The organism is Planktothrix sp. PLAVEN19ND, from assembly GCF_057220675.1.
In genome coordinates this window covers 968180-987545 of record NZ_CM170132.1, presented here as the reverse complement: position 1 = coordinate 987545, position 19366 = coordinate 968180, and the positions used below count along the sequence as shown (strand labels likewise).

Sequence of the window (19366 nt, the reverse complement as noted above, 5' to 3'; positions counted from 1 at the left end):
CTCTTGACAACTGAAGGTACTTATCCCTTCCACAAAGGCGGGGTGAGTACCTGGTGTCATGTATTAACCCAAGAACTTCCAGAAGTTGATTTTAAACTGTTTGCCATTGTTGCCAACCCTTACCTCCCCCTACGGTATAACTTATCAACCAATGTTAAACAAGTTGTAAAATTGCCTCTATGGGGAATTGATGACCCGGTTGAATATTCTTGGCAATCGCCTTTTTCTAACGCCATTAGAAGTAAATTTCAGACGACCAAAAAAGTTGTCGCTACTCAATTTTTACCTCGATTTGAGAAATTTATACGCGCTATTCTTTTTGAAGATTTAGACATCGATCAATTGGGCGAACTGCTGTTAGACATTCATAAATACTTTCTACATTATGACTACCATATAACCATGATGTCCGCCTCGGTTTGGTCAGTTTATCAAGATTTAGCCTGTAGCAACTGGCAAATTGAATCGGAGCGCCTTGAACCCACCATTAATGAATTAGCTGAAGCTATCCGTTTACTCTATCGTTTTTTGCTGGCGATTAATATTCCAGTTCCCCACACAGATATCACCCATTCCTCAGCAGCGGCATTTTGTGGTTTACCCTGCGTGATTGCCAAATTGGAACGGGGAACTCCCTATCTGTTAACTGAACATGGGATTAATATTCGTGAACAATATCTTAATCTTAACCGTAGTATTCCTTCAGTGTTTGTGCGCCGATTTCTCTATAAAGTTGTGGAAGCTGTGGTCAGGCTTAACTATCATTTTGCCGATCAAGTTTCACCAGTTTGTGAATATAATGCTCGTTGGGAAAAATGGTGGGGAGTGCCTCCTGAAAACATAAAAGTAATCTACAATGGTGCAGATCCAGAACAATTTCATCCAACGCCCCCTGTGAAAAAAGAACGCCCCCAGGTGATGAATATGGGTTTAATTTTTCCCTTAAAAGGTCAGTTAGATTTAATTGAAGCGGCTGCAATTGTCCGAGATAAAATTCCCGATGTGGAGTTTCGTTTTTATGGCAAAGCATCCGATGAGGGATATTATGCCGAATGTTTAAGACGGGTAGAAAAATACGGGATTGAAAAAAATATCAACTTTGCGGGTTTTACCAGCGAACCCTGGCGTGCTTATAGTGAAGCTGATGTGGTAGCCATGTCCAGTATTTCGGAAGGGTTTCCCTATGCTGTGATTGAGGCTATGTTATCGGGTGCTACGATTGTTTCTACCGACGTCGGGGGAGTCAGTGAAGCCCTGGGAGATACGGGGTTAATGGTCAAAGCCGGTCGCCCCCCAGAGTTAGCCGCCGCCATTCTCAAGTTATTAGAATTACCGGAAACTGAACGTCGCCAATTTGGTCAACGGGCTTGCGATCGCGCCTTGGATTTATTTACTCAAAGACGTTTTTTAGATTTACATTTAGAGAGTTATTATCGACTGATGAATAAACCTTTTTCGGATGTTGAAAACCAGCTACAGGAAGTGGAAGTTCTGAAACAATAAAATTATGATTAATCTCGATGAAAAGCTCCAAGAATTAATCCATGCTGTCCAAGAAATTAGTCCTCATTTAGCAAACTATTGGCAAGCCACTGCTATTATTGAATCCCTTGGTTATACAGACAGAATTATCAGAGCAGAATTTGGTTTTGATAATGCTCGGGATTTGGGTCAGTATGTTTATGAATATTTGAACAATGCACCCGTTTCTCCAAAACAAACAAAAAAAGATGATGTTTGGAAAACAATATCCTATGAAATTTTAACTTTTATTAATGAATTTTCTCAAAGTTTTGTTTATGCCCTGCCGTTGATTATGATGTTAGGGATGGAGTATCTCGGGATCGGAGATAAAAAGCAGGTAATCTCACCGGAATTAGCGTCACTTTTTACAATAGTAACCATGGCCAGTCTCACCACCGCCGGTGGATTCGTACAAATGATTAGTCGCCGAGGTCTATTCTACATGACATTAGGCGAAATTCGTCAAGCACAACGAGTTTCTACTTCCCTATTATCCCTAGGAATTATTACGACTATTTTCCTGGGATTCTTGGGCTTATGGTTTGGATTTTATCGAGGCTTATTTGCCGATCATTATATCATTATTGCTGTATTTTACTATCTGTTACTCAGCATTTTGTGGATGTTTTTAGCCGTTCTTTCTATTCTATCACGCTGGAGCGGGCCATTGGTTTTAATTGGGTTAAGTGGATTGTTTCTGTTTTTAAGATTACAGTTGGGTTTAGGCACATTAATTGCACAAATATGGGCTATGTTTATTGGCTTATTAGTGGTTGTTGGATTGGTTTTATTTTGGTTTATTAAACACAAAGATACTGATACAGGTTCTCCCGTTCAATTACCTCGCCTCAGTGCCGTTGTCTATTTAATGTCTCCTTATTTTGGCTATGGATTAGCCTATTTTAGTTTTATTTTTGCTGACCGTATTGTGGCGGGTTTAACCATTAATCCTGCTTCTGGTCTACTATTTGCGATCGATCTTAAATATCAAAAAAGCATGGATTTAGCCTTACTAAACTTCTTAATATTAGTGCCATTATTGCAATATTTAGGATATATATTTATTCGTTATTGGTATAGTAAATCTAAAATTTTAACAATTCATAATTTAGCTAATTTTTCTTCTAGGTTATTTTTCTTTTATTGGTCAGCAATTATCATGGCAATAATATTTTTAGGGTTATCAGTTTTTCTAACTGTAGGTATCCTTAGACCGGATAATTGGACACAACCGGAAACAATGCAAGCATTATGGGGCTGTTTAGGTTATTTTTTCTTTGTTTTGGGTTTATTTAATGGATTAATTTTGTTTAGTTTAAATCAATCCACTACGATTTTTAAAATGTTAGTTATTGCTTTGATTGTGAATATTACAGTCGGGTATATTTTAGCCCATACAATTTCTGTCTTTTTTACCGTTTTCGGTTTAATAGCAGGTGGATTTGTATTTATGATTTTATCGAGTAAAAAGGTCTTTAAAGCTCTGAAAAAACCCGATTATGCTTATTATCTGGGTGGTTATTAAGTGTTAGGTAATGGGGATCGCGGATTTAAGAGGATTTCACGGATTTCACGGATTTTAATTTGTCCCCCAATCAAGTCGAGGGCAGGGTTAATCTGCGTAATCCGCTTAAATCCGTGATCGGTAATTACTAATTACGAATTACTAATTACTAATTACGAATGGGTAATAGGGAATAGAGAATATAAAGAGTTTACCTCCCCTGCTCCCCCTGCTCCCCCTGCTCCCCCTGCTCCCCCTGCTCCCCTACCTTCCCCGCTCCCCCTGCTCCCCCGCTCCCTTCTATACAATTAACCTAGGGCTGGTTTCTTTAACCTGTTGTTCTAAAAATTGATACCATTCCTTCATTCCCACCCCGGTTTTAGCAGAAACCTCAAAAATTCGAGCTTGGGGGACAATTTTTTTAATGTTATTTAAAGCCAATTCTCGATCAAAACCCACGACTTCTGCAATATCAATTTTATTAATAATTACCACATCAGCCGTTTTAAATAAGGTCGGATATTTTAAGGGTTTGTCTTCTCCTTCGGTGACAGAAAGTAACGCAACCCGTTGATTTTCTCCTAAATCATAGGCCGCCGGACAGACTAAATTACCAACATTTTCAATAATTAATAATTTGACCCCATCTAAGTTCATGTCAAAAATGGCTTTAGCGACCATATCCGCTTCCAAATGGCAAACATTTCCGGTAGTAATTTGAACCACTTGTGCCCCCGACCGTCTGAGTCTTTGAGCATCATTATCCGTGGCTAAATCTCCTACAATTACCGCTCCAGGAAGATGGGAATTGACATCAGTTAAAGTCCGTTCAATAAAGGCTGTTTTTCCTGAACCGGGAGAAGATAAAACATTTAAAACAAAAAGTCCTTTACCCCAAAAAAAGCCCCGATTTCGTTCGGCTAATCGTTCATTTTTAGATAAGATTGCTTCATGAATGGTTAGGGTTTGGTGAGAATGATCATGATCAGAATGTTCATGGTCATGGTCATGGGTATGAGGATGTTTATGATCATCATGACTATGGATTTCTACTTTTCCAGGGGTAACAGCACAGCCACAATTGGTACACATAATTAAGAAACCTCTAAAGATGTTAATTCTAACTCTTTTCCCTGAAGAATATCAAGGCTATATTCATGACAATGGGGACATTCATAAATATAATTATCCGGTTGAAATTCCACCTGACAATGATGACAATAACAGCGAACTGGAATAGAATCTATTTCAAAAATAGCGGTTTCTGCTATTGTCCCTTTCACCACTACATCAAAGGCAAATTCTAACGCTTCTGGGATCACTCCCGATAATTCCCCTACTTTCATTTTAATCCAATGAATTCGAGTTGCCCCTTGTTGTTTAGCATGGTTTAAGGCAATCTCTAGGGTCTGTTCCATAATACTAACTTCGTGCATAATTTGTAGTAACTCCTTTAGGGGTTTGATTGAGTCCTAAAGGACTCACTACCGTAGTAACCCCTAAAGGGGTTTCTTTTTAGGGGTTTCTTTTTAGTCCTAAAGGACTCACTACGGTTAATTATAATTGATTTGGGGTTTTATTAACAATATTTTTAATGATTTTTAAAGCCTCCTGAATGCCATTAAGAGCTTTTTGAGATAGGGTTTCACAGAGTTCAAAATTTTCTCCTGGGATCGCAATTAACCAGGCTTGGGGTTGTTTTTGATAGAGAAATTGGGTTAAGGATAAAAGCGATCGCGGATTTAAAGAATGTCCCCAATTAAATAAATTTGAGGGTAAGGCTTCTAAGGAAATAATATTAATTGTCTCTCCTTCTAAAGCAGCATCGACAAAAATAACGGTATCAACTTCCGCCATTTCTGCGGCGACTTCGGGGGTGAGTTGATGGAGAGAAAGCGATCGCACATTGGTTAAGTTCCACTGCTCAATTTCACTAATTACCGCTTGACCAACACCATCATCTCCTCGAATGGGGTTGCCATATCCGACAATTAAAATCATATTATTTTCTATATTTTATATTAACAATATTCTATCATAACTTCCTTTTGTTGACTGCGAAGTAATTGAACTAAATCTTCAATTAAATTGCGACGAATTGAAATATTTTTAGGTAATAAAGGGTTCTGATAAAACTCATTAATTTGTTGACCCACTAAAAAATAAATCGAATCCCCTTCGATAATTTCCCGCGCCAATAAAACCGCCCCATTATTATCAGAAGCCAACCGATCAATATCCCCCTTGCATTTTCTCAAAATTTCCGTGGCTTTAGAAATCGTTAAAATTCCTTCTGTGACTAAATCTACTTCTTTTAATTTACCAATGGGCGGTAAATCTTTTCGCATGGTTGCAATATCCATGTCAATGGTTTCCCCCATATAATTTGCCACTAAATTCCCTGTTGTTCCGCCACAAATCACTTTTCGACCGGGGAAATTTAATAATCTATCGGCATACAATTCATCCTGAGTAATATCTAAAGGCGGGCCAGTAAAAATCATGACCGGGTTGGGTTTTCTAACATAAACCCCCACAAAAGTGGCATCATCACCAATTTTTTCCCGATATAAAGAACGGGTTTCAGACATTACTTGCTCAATAATTGTTCGAGAATTAGTCGCTTGACTAATAAAAATTCTCTCCATGTATTTGGCAATATTATCCCAACCCCAGCCAAAATTCATCGTATCCCCTAACCCCGCATAAAGGATACCATCACTAATTGCCCCAATAAAATCTCCCCGCTCTAATGTTCCTTCTGAAGATTGAATTTTTTTCCCTAAAATTTTATCAATTTTGGTTTCTAATTTAACAATGCGACCTTTTTTAAAATAAAGAATGGGTGGATTATCAAAATTAATGACTTTAAATTCATTAGTTAAATGATTAATCGAAATAATCGTAAAAGTTGCATAGGCAATTTTTCTCACCTGACAGATAGGTAAAGTTCCAATCACGGTTTTAATCACTTCCTCTAAAGGGACATCCGCATTTAACATGGTGATTAAAATTTCCGTGGTCAAGGTGGCTAAAATACTCGCTTTTACCCCACTTCCTAAACCATCGGATAAAACAATGGTGCTTTTAGTTCCGGTTTTGGTAAATTTAACTTGGTCACCACAAAGTTCTTCGCCTTTTTTATTCAAACTCAGGTAACAAATATCAAAAAAGTTATCTTGATTCATATTAATTTTAAAGATGACTTAATTCCTGACTCCTGCCCATTGCCTGAGTTACTGATTCACCATTTCAATAATTTTGAGTAAACTAATTTTAGTTTCGGCGGTGGTTTCTCCTAATAACCCGGCAATTTCTTGAGCGACTTTCATCTGATTATCAACCACTTCATTGACTTTTTTAACGGTTTCCGCCTTAATTCTATCAGTTTCTTTTTTGCGTTCCATTTCGGCGGTAATATCGCTCATAATACAGCCAATAATATTTTCATCTTTAATGGGAAAAATAAACTCTCGAATATACAAATGATATTCAGGATATTCCGTTTCCCTTCCTCGAATCACCTGATTAGTTTCCCAAACCGTTTTAAAATGATCTACCGTCCCTAAAATTTCGGTTACGGGTTGACCAATAATTTCACTCGCTTCAACATTAAACAGTTTACAAAAAGCTGGATTAACAACTTTAATCATCAAGTCTGAGTCTACGGCAATTAAACCGTTAGGATCATATTCCCATAAAAGTTGCCAGAGGTGATTTTGAGTTGTTTCTAACATGGTTTTTATCTCAATTCTGATCTTTAATTGCCGGAAGAATTTCTTGCAAAAATCTATCTTCAATATTTTGAGGACTAATATTAATAAAATGTAAGTCCTTAAATTTCATCACAATTCCCGAACTACAAGTTTCTAAACAAAATGAGCCTTTTAGCTCAACTTTGTGATCAATATTATATTCACTCATCAAGGCTTGCAATTTCGGTAACACTTCATACACTCCAAGCTGATGACAAGCGGAACCCATACATAAATATAAGTTTTCCTTTGGCATTATTTTGCCTCCTAATATAGCAGGGGGAGCAGGGGGAGCAGAGGGGGCAGGGGAAGCAGGGGGAGATGATTATTGATACTCCTCACACTACAGCCTACACCCTACAGCCTATTTCATTTAGTGGCGATATTTTTCTTGGATAATTGTTCCGTCCTTTTGAATTAATTGGATGTGTAAGGGCATTTGACCGACGGCGTGGGTGGAACAACTTAAACACGGATCATAAGCCCGAATTCCGGCTTCGACTCGGTTTAACATTCCCTCTGGAATATCATTTCCATGAATATAATGTTGGGCAATTTGAGTCACGGTTTTATTCATGGCTAAATTGTTTTGTCCCGTGGCAATAATTAAGTTAACTTTCTTAATTAATCCGTTTTCATCTACTTGATAATGATGGAATAACGTACCCCGAGGAGCTTCACTCACGCCCACTCCTTCTAAACAGTTAATCCCCGCTTCTGAACGCACCCGTTTTGAGACGACATCCGGGTCATCAACTAACTGTTCAATGGCTTCAATACAAGCTAGAATTTCCACTAAACGAGCATAATGATAGAAGAAGGAAGAAGTGGCGACCCGTCCTCCCGCCCGATGACGAAATTCAATTAATTCTCGGTCGGCATCTTCCGTACCAATACAGTCACAAACATTCAATCTGGCTAAGGGCCCAACGCGATAAATTCCATCGGGATATCCCAGGGGTTTGTAATAGGGAAACTTCAAATAAGACCAATTTTCGACGGCTTCTCCCAGGAAATCTTGATAGTTATCTTCACTCAAACCATCGGCGACAATTTCCCCATTACTATCAATAAATCTTAGGTGTCCGCCGTAGTGTTCCCAAGTCCCATCGGGGGCAACTAATCCCATAAATAATGAGGGGAATTTGCCAAAAACATCGATTTCGGTTTTTAATTCCGTATCTAATAACCGCTTAAAGATACTAATAGCTAATTCGGTGGTTTGTCGGGCTTCGGGTAAGCGATCAATAATCCATTCTCGACCTTCATCGGAAAGGGGAGAACGCACGCCACCGGGAACAGCCCAAGCCGCGTGAATTTTTCTCGCGCCTAATAGTTCAATCACCGTTTGTCCGAACTGACGCAGGCGAATTCCGGCCCGGGCTAAATCGGGATCAGCCGCCATTAAACCAAAGACATTTCGTTTAGCTGGATCACTATCCCAACCTAATAGAAAATCAGGACTACTGAGGTGGAAAAAACTTAACGCATGGGATTGAGTAAGTTGGGCTAAATTCATCATTCGGCGCAGTTTTTCCCCGGCTGGAGGGACTTGTACCGCGAGGATTTTATCCCCGGTTTTGGCTGCGGCTAGGAGGTGACTCACGGGGCAAATTCCGCAAATTCGGGCGGTAATTCCAGCCATTTCAAACATCGGTCGTCCTTCGCAGAATTTTTCAAAACCGCGAAATTCTACGACGTGAAACCGGGCATTTTCGACTTCTCCCGCATCATCTAAATAGACAGATATTTTAGCGTGACCTTCAATCCGAGTTACGGGATCAATAATAACGGTTTTAGACATATTTTTAACCTCTGTAGTTTGTTATTTAGCTTGAACTTTTCTATCCCGTTGTTGCGCTTGGGCGCATCTTTATCAATGAGATTTGAGGATGGGAATTAAGGGTTATAACTTATATCCTCGGGTGCGCTGAAGCGCAACAACGGCGCAACAACGGCGCAACAACGGTTAACCGAATTTGATCATTTCCCGTCCTTCCATTACAGGCATTTTCCCTTCTAATAAAGGAGCGATCGCCGATTTAATTCTATCCGCAGAAGGAGGACATCCGGGTAAAAAGATGTCAATATCAACTAATTCATGAATCGGACGAACTCGCTCTAACAGTTCAGGTACAATTCCTGGTTCGTGAGGCAATTGAGCCCCGATATCACTTAGTTCCAAATAACAGCGTTTTAACACAGGTTCCGTACTACCTAACATATTTCTCATCGCCGGAACATTAGCCGTGACCGCACAATCTCCAAAGGAAATTAAGAGTTTAGTCCGTTTTCTAACTTGATATAATAACTCTAAATTTTCTTCGTTAGCCACGGCTCCTTCCACCAAACAAACATCCACATTTTCAGGATATTCTTTGATGTCACAACCGACGGGACTAAAGACCACATCGACTTTTTCCGCGAGATCAAATAGCCATTCATCTAAGTCTAAAAACGACATATGGCAACCGGAACATCCCGCCAACCAAACCGTAGCAAATCTTATCTTGTCCATTGATGTTTCCCTCTTGCATCTGCTAAGAATTCTAGTTTTTCACTATCCCGTTGCATTTCCGATGTGGTGGTGCCTTTTTTAAAGATTGAACCCGTGGGACAAGCATCGACACATTTACCACAGGAGGTACAAGCATCCACATCCCCCCAGGGTTGATTTAAACCACTAATAATTTTAGCTGCGGCTCCCCGATAGCCGACATCCCAGACGTGGGCTCCTTCAATTTCGGCACAAACTCTCACACACCGAGTACACATAATACAACGGTTATGATCGATGCCGAATTTACTATGGGAAATGTCTACTTCTCGCTCAGGAAAGCGATAGGGAAAACGGCTATGATCCATGCCGACTTCAATCGCAACGTCCTGTAATTCGCAGTTACCATTGGCAACACAAACGGCGCAAACATGATTTCCTTCTGCGAATAATAACTCCACAGTCATGCGTCGATATTCTTGCAGTTGGGGGGTTTGGGTACAGACTTCCATACCTTCTGCCACTTCGGTTACACAAGCGGGTAATAAACGATTAATTCCTTTAATTTCTACTAGGCATAACCGACAAGCTCCTACATCGGAAACCCCGTCTAAATGACAGAGTTTAGGAATTTTGACTCCGGCTTCTTCGGCGGCTTTGAGAACGGATGTCCCTTCTTCAACAGCAACATCAATTCCATCAATAACTAGGGTTTTTACGGACATAATTTTTTATCTCCTCTCAGGTTTAAATATCAAATTTAATCCTTTCATTTTAAGATGTATCTGGTTTCATTGTAGCAGTTTTTTCTAATATTTTTTACGGGATTTTTAGGGCTTTATTTGTGTTATATCAAGGGTTTGATCCCCCCTAACCCCCTTGAGAAGGGGGGAATTGGATTGATCTCAAAGTCCCCCTTTTTAAGGGGGATTTAGGGGGATCAAATCTCGGCTGTAATCAGATTTTTTCAGCCGTCTTTGACACCCATGAAATTAACCCTAGGCTAAACAAGCGGCTAAATCTTCATCGGGGGTTGAAATTGCTTTCAGATGATAGGTGTCCGATAGTAATTGGAATACATTCGGAGAAATAAAAGCAGGTAAAGTGGGGCCTAAGCGAATGTCTTGAATCCCTAAATATAACAGGGTTAATAACACCGCCACAGCTTTTTGTTCATACCATGACAAAATCATGGACAGGGGTAATTCATTCACACCAATATCAAACGCTTTAGCTAATCCTAAAGCAATTTGAATGGCAGAATAGGCATCGTTACATTGTCCCACATCCATCAATCGAGGAATGTTACCAATTTCACCTAATTCTTTATCAAAAAAGCGGAATTTTCCACAAGCTAAGGTGAGGACAACACAATCTTGGGGAACTTTTTCCACAAATTCTGTATAGTAACTCCGTCCGGGTTTGGCACCATCACAACCGCCGACTAAAAAGAAGTGACGAATTTTGCCTGCTTTCACCGCTTCAACGACGTGATCAGCTACACTTAAAACCGCATTATGGGCAAATCCAGTTTTCACTTCCCGGGGGGTTTCATCATCTAAAAAGCCGGGGAGTTCTAGCGCTTCTTGAATCACTGGAGTATAATCAGGAATCCCATCAGCATTTGAGGGTAAATAGCCTAACCCCGGATAGCCCACCGGCCCAACTGTAAACAGTTTTTGATCATAGGTTTCATGGGGTGGCATTAAACAATTGGTTGTCACCACAATCGCCCCGGGAAACTTAGCAAAATCTTTGGTTTGATTCTGCCAAGCTGTGCCAAAATGTCCGAACAAATGGGGATATTTTTGTTTTAAAAGTGGATATCCATGGGCGGGTAATAATTCCCCGTGGGTATAAACTGTAATCCCCGTATCGGCGGTTTGTTGTAACAGGGCTTCTAACTGTTTAATATCATGTCCCGAGACTAAAATAGCTTTACCTTGACGATGATTTAAGGGAACTGTTGTCGGGGTTGGATGTCCATAATGTCCGGTATGTCCGGCATCTAATAATTCCATTGCCCGGAGGTTCATTTCTCCCACTTTTAAGGCTAAACCGACCCAGGCATTTACGTCTAAATCCTGCCGATCTAAAGCAACTAAGGCTTCATAGATGAACTGATAAATCTTTTCATCCTCTTGACCCAGTTCGTAGGCGTGGAAGGCGTAAGAAGCCAATCCTTTGATGCCATAAATGGTGGTTAATTGCAGGGAATAGATATCAATATTCCCACTGGCTTTTTGAATTAAATCTAAGGCAAACTGTTGTCCCTGTTCCGATAAATTTTCCTCAAAATCCGGCTGATAATTACAAATTTCTGGCCAGGAAATGGGGGTGGGACTTTTAGTTTCCACCGCTTGTTTTAAGGTTTCCCGAAATTGTAAAGCCTGTTGGGCCGAGTCAGCAAATCGCTTGGTACTAAAGTTAACATTAGTCATCGTCGAAAACATCGATTCACAGGTAAATCGATCAATTTCTCGATTTGGAATTCCTAGCTCATAAGCTTTTAACGCAATGGGGGCAATACTGCGTAAGCAATAGACTAATAAATCTTGGATTGAATTAACTTCTGGACTTTTACCACAAGCCCCCCATTGATGGCAGCCATTACCACTGGCGGTTTGTTCACATTGTTCGCAAAACATTTTTTATGATCCTTACTTGAAAGTATTGGATACAATGGGTGAATTTTATCTTTGTTGACAACAATATCGTCACCCATTGCAGATATAGCAATCCTATTCGAGTTGTGTTCAAAATTCATGAGCAAAAGGGAATAGGGAACACCGGATAATACTTCTGACTGTTTCATATCAGTATTGAAATGTTACAACGTCAGCGCGGATTGCTATAAAAACCGCCTCATGTTCACCGAAGATTAAGACCCCGAAACCCGTCCGCTTTCTTCGGGTTGCAACAGGGCTGCATATTCCTCTGGGAAATAACGCAACGTACTCAAGACCGGGTTAGGGGCTGTTTGTCCGAGTCCGCATAAACTGGTGGCTTTGACCATTTCCGACAACAGTTTCATTTTCTCAATATCGGCGGTAGTAGCTTGTTTATTGAGAATTTTGGTTAACATTTGATACAGTTGAACCGTTCCGGTGCGGCAGGGAACACATTTTCCGCAGGTTTCCCCCCGACAGAATTCCATATAGAATTGGGCAACTTGCACCATACTGGTATCTTCGTCCAGTACCACCATGCCCCCTGACCCCATCATAGATCCTAATTGGGCCAAGGATTCATAATCTACCGGGGTATCTAAATGTTCTGCGGGAATACAACCGCCCGATGGCCCTCCGGTTTGCACGGCTTTCACCTTCACCCCGCCGGGAATACCGCCGCCCATCTCCTCGATAATTTGGCGTAAACTAATCCCCATGGGGACTTCAATTAAGCCGGTATTGCGAATTTTGCCCGTAAGGGAGAAAATTTTAGTCCCCTTGCTTTTTTCTGTCCCAATGCTGGAAAACCAGTCGCTGCCTTTTTTAATAATTGGGGCAATATTGGCCAGGGTTTCGACGTTATTAATTAAGGTGGGCTCCCCCCATAACCCGGAAACGGCGGGATAGGGTGGGCGCGGGCGAGGAGTGCCCCGTCCCCCATCAATGGAGGCAATCAGGGCGGTTTCTTCCCCACAGACAAAGGCGCCCGCCCCTACCCGGATATCGATGCGAAAATCTATTCCAGACCCAAAGACTTGACTGCCTAAAATTCCCTGACGTTTGGCCTGTTGGATGGCTTTTTGCAGACGGGAGATGGCCAGAGGATATTCGGCCCGGACGTAAATATAGCCCTGGGTCGCACCGACGGCATACCCGGCGATCGCCATACCTTCTAAAATCCGATGGGGGTCACTTTCCAACACACTCCGATCCATAAAGGCACCGGGATCTCCTTCATCGGCGTTGCAGATCACATATTTCTGTCCGGGGGGCATTTTGGCAACGGTGGCCCATTTTAATCCCGTGGGATATCCGGCCCCGCCCCGGCCCCGTAGCCCGGATTTGGTAATTTCTGCCACCACCTCGGCCGGACTCATTTCATAAACGGCGTGGTGGAGGGCTTGGTATCCCCCCACGGCGATATATTCGCCAATTTTTTCCGGGTCAATTTTACCGCTATTTTCTCGAACAATCAGCAGTTGACCACTAAAAAAGGGATGGTTGCGATCGCCTTGGACGGGTTTGGCTTCTCCCCCATTCAGGGCTTCAATAATAGATGGGGCTTCTTCGGGGGTGACTTTCTCGTATTGGAGTCCGGCGGGTTCGACTTCCACAATTGGCCCCCGGCCACAAAATCCCATACAACCCACCCCGACCACTTGCACCCTCTCCTCGAGTCCAGCAGCTTTCACGGCCGCATCCATTTGGTCTTTGACACCCAAGGAGTTTGAGGCCACACATCCAGTTGAGGTACAACAATGAACCCGGATCGGTTTTTGGGATTTTTGTTCCTTCTCGGCTAGTTCTAATAATTCGCTATATTCCATAATTTCTGTTTTCCTCTATATCGTAGGTAATGGGTAATGGGGAATGGGTAATGGGGAATGGGGAATGGGGAATGGGGAATGGGGAATGGGGAATGGGTTTAGGATGTGAAGGTTACGGGTTATGGGTTATGGGTTCACATCCCCTGCTCCCCCTGCCTCCCCTGCTCCCCCTGCTCCCCCTGCTCCCCTGCTCCCCTGCTCCCCCTGCCTCCCCTGCTCCCCCTGCTCCCCCTGCTCCCCCTGCTCCCCCTACTCCCCTACTACCTCTGATTCCCATGCGGCCATCCGCTCACAGGCCATCTCCGCGGTTTGTTGCGCAGCGACTTTGCCATCAAAGACAACGGCTGGAGCAATACCACAGGCTCCAATACAACGGGCGGTCATAATCGAAATTTGACCATCGGCGGTGGTTTCCCCGGCTTTAATTCCGGTTTTGGCTTCTAAGGCGGTTAAAACATCCCCGCCCCCCTTAACGTAACAAGCTGTGCCTAAACAAACCACACAGGTATGGGTGCCATTGGGTTTCAGGGAGAATAAATGATAGAAGGTGGCGACTCCATAGACATAACTGAGGGGAAGTTTCAGATTTCTGGCCACATAAATTAGGACATCTTCTTCTAAAAAGCCAAAGGATTCTTGAGCTTTATGTAGCACCTCAATTAAAGCGTCCTGACGATATTGGTTACGCTTCATGGTCATATCGAGGACTTTAAACCGTTTATCGCCTCCTTTTGTGGCTTCAGCTTTGGGTTTATCAGTTTTTGCAGTAGTTACCGTAGAAGATTGCATAGTTCTGTTCTCTACTAATGATGTGGGTATCACTCATTTTGTAATCAAAGATACCTTCAGAAAAGTTGGGTTCAGTTCACCACAAAAGAGTCATAAATTTAATCATGAACCTTGGGGGACTCAAGGATTATAGACTAGGTTGAGAGTTGTATAAACAACGCCTATGTTGTTTATCTTGATGATTCTGGTTTGGGTTCCAACTTCTCACCTAAATTGTAAGTCTACTGCTAATTTAGGGAAAAAAGTATTAAGATAAAGCAAAGAATTAATTAACCGGGGTTAATAATGGATGTAGCATGGGTCAGACTGAAATAGTGGGACAATCCCTGCTCGAATAAATTCCCTGGATGTTCGATCAGTTTTCTGTCCTTGCTTCAATAAATGTAACATTTTTAGGTGTACCGATGTGTTTAGCGATTCCAGGTCAATTATTGAGTATTTCCGGGGATGACCCCTTGGAAAAAGTCGGCAAAGTTAGCTTTGGTGGAATGGTCAAAGAGGTCAACTTGGCTTATGTTCCAGAGGTTCAAGTCGGTGACTATGTGATTGTTCATGTGGGTTTTGCTTTGAGTATTGTGGATGAACAAGCCGCGCAACAAACCTTAACAGACTTAGAACAAATGGCCGCAATAAGTTAAAAAACGTTAAGCTGTGATCCACTTTCTGCCATTTTTATTAGATGATCTAAAGCAATAACTCAAGGAACGTAGATCTCAAAAATTCTTAATCAAAACTTAAGGAGGTTTTAATCTCGATTAGGATTTAACCTGAGAAGTTCTCAATTCAACAACGACGGAGATCATTAGAGAAAGCTGAATTAATTGTTAAGGAAAATTCTGTCCGTTTAACTACAGAACTACAATCATTGTAAATTCAAACTCAACATCAGCAAGGATGAATTCAGGCGCGGAAATTACCACAATAATTCTGTAGAAAAGCGGGCGATGCCACAAAGTGGCGGCTACGCCATCGCATCAAATTTTTATTAAAGAGAGGAATTCCAAGAATGAATACAAAAAATTATGCAACCCTTGATGGGAACGAAGCCGTTGCCCGTGTTGCTTATCGTTTGAGTGAGGTGATCGCCATTTATCCCATCACCCCCTCCTCACCCATGGGAGAATGGGCCGATGCCTGGGCCTCCGTGGGGGATAAAAACCTCTGGGGAACCGTCCCAGCCGTGGTGGAAATGCAAAGTGAAGGCGGGGCAGCCGGGGCGGTACACGGAGCCCTACAAGCGGGTTCCCTGACCACCACCTTCACCGCCTCCCAAGGGTTGATGTTAATGCTCCCCAACCTCTACAAAATTGCCGGAGAGTTAACCTGTGCGGTGATCCAAGTCGCCGCCCGTTCCCTAGCCGCCCAGGGGTTATCGATTTTTGGTGACCATAGTGATGTCATGGCCGCGAGGGCCACGGGGTTCGCCCTGTTGTGTTCTGCCTCGGTGCAGGAAGCCCAGGATATGGCCTTAATTGCCCAAGCCGCTACCCTAGAATCTCGAATTCCGTTTATTCACTTTTTTGACGGATTTCGTACCTCCCATGAAGTCCAAAAAATTGAACTTTTAGAGGATAGTGATATCCGAGAATTGATCGATGACAAATACGTTTATGAACATCGCAACCGCGCCCTAACTCCCGACCGTCCCGTCCTGCGAGGAACGGCCCAAAACCCCGATGTTTATTTCCAAGGGCGAGAAACCGTTAACGTTTTTTATGATAAAACCCCCGAAATTGTGCAACGGGCGATGGATAAATTGGGGCAGTTGACGGGACGTAATTATAAACTCTTTGAATATCACGGAGCCCCCGATGCGGAACGGGTAATTATTCTGATGGGTTCGGGTTGTGAAACCGTCCATGAAACCGTAGATTATTTGAATGCCCAAGGGGAAAAATTAGGGGTCTTAAAAGTTCGATTATATCGACCTTGGGATGGGGAACAATTAATTGCGGCCCTGCCCGAAACAGTAAAAGCGATCGCGGTTTTAGATCGCACCAAAGAACCCGGTTCCAGTGGAGAACCTCTCTATTTAGATGTGGTGACGGCCGTTCAAGAGGTGATGTTAGGAGATAATGATACCCTTAAAGCTAAGATTAAAAACCTTAAAGCCTTGGTGGGTGGACGTTATGGCTTATCTTCTAAAGAATTTAACCCCGCCATGGTTAAGAGTATTTTTGAGAATTTAGCCCAAACTAAACCCAAAAATCACTTTACCATTGGCATTAATGATGATGTTAGCCACACCTCCCTAGAATACGATCCCAATTTCTCCACTGAACCCGATAGTGTGGTGCGGGCAATGTTCTATGGGTTGGGAGCCGATGGTACCGTAGGGGCTAATAAAAACTCAATCAAAATTATTGGGGAAGAAACCGATAATTATGCCCAAGGTTATTTCGTTTATGACTCCAAAAAATCCGGGGCGGTGACCGTCTCCCACCTGCGTTTTGGCCCCGAACCGATCCGGTCGATTTATTTAATTAGTCGGGCTAATTTTATCGGTTGCCATCAATGGACATTTATCGAAAAATTAGACGTTCTCCAATGTGCCACCGAAGGCTCAACCTTCCTCTTAAATAGTCCCTACGGCCCCGATGAAGTTTGGAACTATCTGCCCTTAGAAATTCAAGAAGAAATTGTCAGAAAAAATATCAAGTTTTATGTGATTAATGCCAACCAAGTCGCCCGGGATAGTGGGATGGGCAACCGCATTAATACCATTATGCAGGTGTGTTTCTTTGCTTTAGCCAAAGTATTGCCGAGGGAAGAAGCGATCGCCAAAATTAAAAAAGCGATCGAAAAAACCTATGGTAAAAAAGGCGCCGAAATTGTTGGTTTAAACCTGAAAGCCGTTGACAATACCCTAGAACACCTATACGAAGTTAACGTTGCCCAGGCCAACAGTACCCTACGGCGGGCCGAACCCGTAGCCGTCGGAGCCCCAACCTTTGTTAAAGAAGTTGAAGGCATGATGATCGCCGGACGGGGGGATGATTTACCCGTTAGTAAACTACCCTGTGATGGTACTTATCCCACCGGAACCTCCAAATGGGAAAAACGCAACGTCGCCCAGGATATCCCCGTCTGGGATGCGGATGTCTGTATCCAGTGCGGTAAATGCGTCATGGTTTGTCCCCATGCCACAATTCGGGGTAAAGCCTACGATGAGGCAGTCTTAGAAAACGCCCCGGCCAGTTTCAAATTTACCGACGTTAAGGATAAAACCTTTACCGGGGAAAAATTCACCATCCAAGTCGCCCCGGAAGACTGTACCGGATGTGGCATCTGTGTGGATGTTTGCCCCGCCAAAAATAAATCCATGCCGTCGAGAAAAGCGATCAACATGGAACCCCAGTTACCCCTGCGGGAACAAGAAGCGGCGAATTGGGACTTTTTCCTCGGCATTCCCAACCCCGATCGCCTCAAATTACGGCCCGACCTGATCCGGCAACAACAATGGCAAGAGCCGTTATTTGAGTTCTCCGGCGCCTGTGGTGGCTGTGGTGAAACCCCCTACATTAAGTTGGCCAGTCAGTTATTTGGCGATCGGATGATCGTGGCCAACGCCACCGGATGTTCCTCTATTTATGGCGGCAACCTACCCACCACGCCCTGGACAACCAACGCCGAAGGTCGTGGCCCCGCCTGGTCTAACAGCTTATTTGAAGATAACGCCGAATTCGGTTTAGGGTTCCGAATGTCCATCGACAAACACGCCGGGTTTGCCCTGGAATTGTTACACAAACTCGGCGGTGAGTTGGGAGATAATTTAGTTACCCAAATTACCGATAACGCCCAAAAATCAGAGGCCGATATTTGGGAACAACGGCAACGGGTTGTCCAACTCAAAGAAAAACTTCAAGGACTCCATTCCCCCGATGCCCAACAGTTACTCAGTTTGGCCGATTATTTAGTGAAAAAATCCGTTTGGATTATTGGGGGAGATGGTTGGGCCTATGATATTGGTTACGGAGGCCTAGATCATGTGATTGCCACGGGCCGGAACGTCAATATTTTAGTTCTGGATACGGAGGTTTATTCTAATACCGGCGGTCAGTCCTCGAAAGCGACTCCCCGGGGGGCCGTTGCCAAGTTTGCGGCCGGTGGTAAACCCTCGGCTAAGAAAGACCTAGGCCTGATTGCCATGACCTACGGGAACGTTTATGTGGCGAGTGTGGCGATGGGGGCCAAGGATGAACATACCCTGAAAGCGTTCTTGGAAGCGGAAGCCTATGACGGGCCATCGTTGATTATTGCCTATTCCCACTGTATTGCCCACGGAATCAACATGGAAACGGCCATGAGTCATCAAAAACAACTGGTGGAAAGCGGTCGTTGGTTACTGTATCGGTATAATCCCGACTTGAAAGAAGCAGGCAAAAACCCGTTAATTTTGGATTCTAAATCACCTAAGAAACCCGTTGAAGCGTCGATGTATGCGGAGAAACCGTTTCAAAATGTTGACCAAGAGCAAACCCGCCGACGCCAAACGGTTGTTAAAAGAAGCCCAACAAGACGTCAGTACCCGTTGGAAAATGTATGAATACATGGCCGCTCGTCCCTTAGAAACTAAGGGGAATAACGGGGCTACTGAGGCTAAACCCGCCCCCACTGCGGAAGGGAAACCGCCGGAAACCACATCGGTATAAACCGTTCTTAACTTGCCCCCTAGATCCCCCCTAGCCCCCCTTAAAAAGGGGGGAACCGGAAAATTAAAGTCCCCCTTTTTAGGCGGAACTGGAAAATTAAAGTCTCCATTTTTAAGGGGGAACCGGATGTTCAAAGTCCCACTTTTT

At 43.0% G+C, this 19366-nt stretch carries 15 protein-coding genes and 1 pseudogene; 4 read left to right on the top strand and 12 right to left on the bottom strand.

The genetic code is table 11. The features are described from left to right. Positions 1-3: 3 nt before the first annotated feature. Positions 4-1503 carry a GT4 family glycosyltransferase PelF gene (gene pelF / locus AC2D3N_RS04400; RefSeq protein WP_484692896.1) on the top strand — a complete coding sequence of 500 codons (1500 nt, stop codon included), beginning with the start codon at positions 4-6 and terminating at the stop codon, positions 1501-1503. Between the two features lie 4 nt (positions 1504-1507). Then, complete coding sequence (locus AC2D3N_RS04395; protein ID WP_484692895.1) at positions 1508-3049, top strand: polysaccharide biosynthesis protein; 1542 nt, start codon at positions 1508-1510, stop codon at positions 3047-3049. Positions 3050-3328: 279 nt separating this feature from the next. Here AC2D3N_RS04395 and hypB read toward each other — a convergent pair whose 3' ends face one another. From hypB to hoxE, 12 genes are all read right to left on the bottom strand, one after another. Then, entirely contained in the window at positions 3329-4120 is a 792-nt protein-coding gene (gene hypB, locus AC2D3N_RS04390) for a hydrogenase nickel incorporation protein HypB (RefSeq protein ID WP_484692894.1), read from the bottom strand. Positions 4121-4122: 2 nt separating this feature from the next. Beyond that, complete coding sequence (hypA, locus tag AC2D3N_RS04385) at positions 4123-4464, bottom strand: hydrogenase maturation nickel metallochaperone HypA (RefSeq protein ID WP_484692893.1); 342 nt, start codon at positions 4462-4464, stop codon at positions 4123-4125. Between the two features lie 121 nt (positions 4465-4585). Further along, entirely contained in the window at positions 4586-5029 is a 444-nt protein-coding gene (locus AC2D3N_RS04380) for a hydrogenase maturation protease (protein WP_484692892.1), read from the bottom strand. Between the two features lie 20 nt (positions 5030-5049). Next, positions 5050-6216 (bottom strand): SpoIIE family protein phosphatase, encoded by a 1167-nt coding sequence (locus AC2D3N_RS04375; protein WP_079678625.1) that lies wholly within the window; start codon positions 6214-6216, stop codon positions 5050-5052. A 48-nt stretch (positions 6217-6264) separates the two neighbouring features. Beyond that, positions 6265-6765, bottom strand: a complete 501-nt coding sequence (locus AC2D3N_RS04370; RefSeq protein ID WP_079678623.1) for a PAS domain-containing protein — start codon at positions 6763-6765, stop codon at positions 6265-6267. A 10-nt stretch (positions 6766-6775) separates the two neighbouring features. Then, the gene (locus tag AC2D3N_RS04365) at positions 6776-7039 is read right to left on the bottom strand and encodes a (2Fe-2S) ferredoxin domain-containing protein (RefSeq protein WP_079678621.1); all 264 of its coding nucleotides are present in this window, start codon (positions 7037-7039) and stop codon (positions 6776-6778) included. 117 nt (positions 7040-7156) lie between these two features. Next, complete coding sequence (locus AC2D3N_RS04360; protein ID WP_079678619.1) at positions 7157-8587, bottom strand: Ni/Fe hydrogenase subunit alpha; 1431 nt, start codon at positions 8585-8587, stop codon at positions 7157-7159. A gap of 165 nt (positions 8588-8752) precedes the next feature. Beyond that, positions 8753-9301 carry an NADH-quinone oxidoreductase subunit B family protein gene (locus tag AC2D3N_RS04355; protein ID WP_079678617.1) on the bottom strand — a complete coding sequence of 183 codons (549 nt, stop codon included), beginning with the start codon at positions 9299-9301 and terminating at the stop codon, positions 8753-8755. Further along, positions 9289-10005 (bottom strand): bidirectional hydrogenase complex protein HoxU, encoded by a 717-nt coding sequence (gene hoxU, locus AC2D3N_RS04350; protein WP_079678616.1) that lies wholly within the window; start codon positions 10003-10005, stop codon positions 9289-9291. Before hoxU ends, AC2D3N_RS04355 begins: the two co-directional genes overlap by 13 nt. Before the next feature lie 273 nt (positions 10006-10278). Beyond that, positions 10279-11928, bottom strand: coding sequence for a hydroxylamine reductase (hcp, locus tag AC2D3N_RS04345; protein WP_484692891.1), 1650 nt, complete (start codon positions 11926-11928; stop codon positions 10279-10281). Between the two features lie 233 nt (positions 11929-12161). Continuing rightward, a complete protein-coding gene (locus AC2D3N_RS04340) occupies positions 12162-13778 on the bottom strand; it encodes an NADH-ubiquinone oxidoreductase-F iron-sulfur binding region domain-containing protein (RefSeq protein WP_484692890.1) in 1617 nt (538 codons plus the stop codon). A gap of 249 nt (positions 13779-14027) precedes the next feature. Continuing rightward, positions 14028-14567, bottom strand: coding sequence for a bidirectional hydrogenase complex protein HoxE (hoxE, locus tag AC2D3N_RS04335; RefSeq protein WP_484692889.1), 540 nt, complete (start codon positions 14565-14567; stop codon positions 14028-14030). A gap of 404 nt (positions 14568-14971) precedes the next feature. On the opposite strand from hoxE, the gene AC2D3N_RS04330 reads away from it, so the two are divergent. Both AC2D3N_RS04330 and nifJ read left to right on the top strand, forming a co-directional pair. After that, positions 14972-15205: a HypC/HybG/HupF family hydrogenase formation chaperone gene (locus tag AC2D3N_RS04330; protein WP_484692888.1), complete on the top strand. Its 234-nt coding sequence runs from the start codon at positions 14972-14974 to the stop codon at positions 15203-15205. Positions 15206-15573: 368 nt separating this feature from the next. Beyond that, a pseudogene (nifJ, locus tag AC2D3N_RS04325) lies at positions 15574-19219 on the top strand (pyruvate:ferredoxin (flavodoxin) oxidoreductase). Positions 19220-19366 lie beyond the last annotated feature (147 nt).

Coding starts and splice junctions, on each gene's coding strand:
- AC2D3N_RS04395 (WP_484692895.1), top strand. CDS start 1,508: ATGATTAATCTCGATGAAAAGCTCCAAGAATTAATCCATGCTGTCCAA.
- hypB (WP_484692894.1), bottom strand. CDS start 4,120: ATGTGTACCAATTGTGGCTGTGCTGTTACCCCTGGAAAAGTAGAAATC.
- hypA (WP_484692893.1), bottom strand. CDS start 4,464: ATGCACGAAGTTAGTATTATGGAACAGACCCTAGAGATTGCCTTAAAC.
- AC2D3N_RS04380 (WP_484692892.1), bottom strand. CDS start 5,029: ATGATTTTAATTGTCGGATATGGCAACCCCATTCGAGGAGATGATGGT.
- AC2D3N_RS04375 (WP_079678625.1), bottom strand. CDS start 6,216: ATGAATCAAGATAACTTTTTTGATATTTGTTACCTGAGTTTGAATAAA.
- AC2D3N_RS04370 (WP_079678623.1), bottom strand. CDS start 6,765: ATGTTAGAAACAACTCAAAATCACCTCTGGCAACTTTTATGGGAATAT.
- AC2D3N_RS04365 (WP_079678621.1), bottom strand. CDS start 7,039: ATGCCAAAGGAAAACTTATATTTATGTATGGGTTCCGCTTGTCATCAG.
- AC2D3N_RS04360 (WP_079678619.1), bottom strand. CDS start 8,587: ATGTCTAAAACCGTTATTATTGATCCCGTAACTCGGATTGAAGGTCAC.
- AC2D3N_RS04355 (WP_079678617.1), bottom strand. CDS start 9,301: ATGGACAAGATAAGATTTGCTACGGTTTGGTTGGCGGGATGTTCCGGT.
- hoxU (WP_079678616.1), bottom strand. CDS start 10,005: ATGTCCGTAAAAACCCTAGTTATTGATGGAATTGATGTTGCTGTTGAA.
- hcp (WP_484692891.1), bottom strand. CDS start 11,928: ATGTTTTGCGAACAATGTGAACAAACCGCCAGTGGTAATGGCTGCCAT.
- AC2D3N_RS04340 (WP_484692890.1), bottom strand. CDS start 13,778: ATGGAATATAGCGAATTATTAGAACTAGCCGAGAAGGAACAAAAATCC.
- hoxE (WP_484692889.1), bottom strand. CDS start 14,567: ATGCAATCTTCTACGGTAACTACTGCAAAAACTGATAAACCCAAAGCT.
- AC2D3N_RS04330 (WP_484692888.1), top strand. CDS start 14,972: ATGTGTTTAGCGATTCCAGGTCAATTATTGAGTATTTCCGGGGATGAC.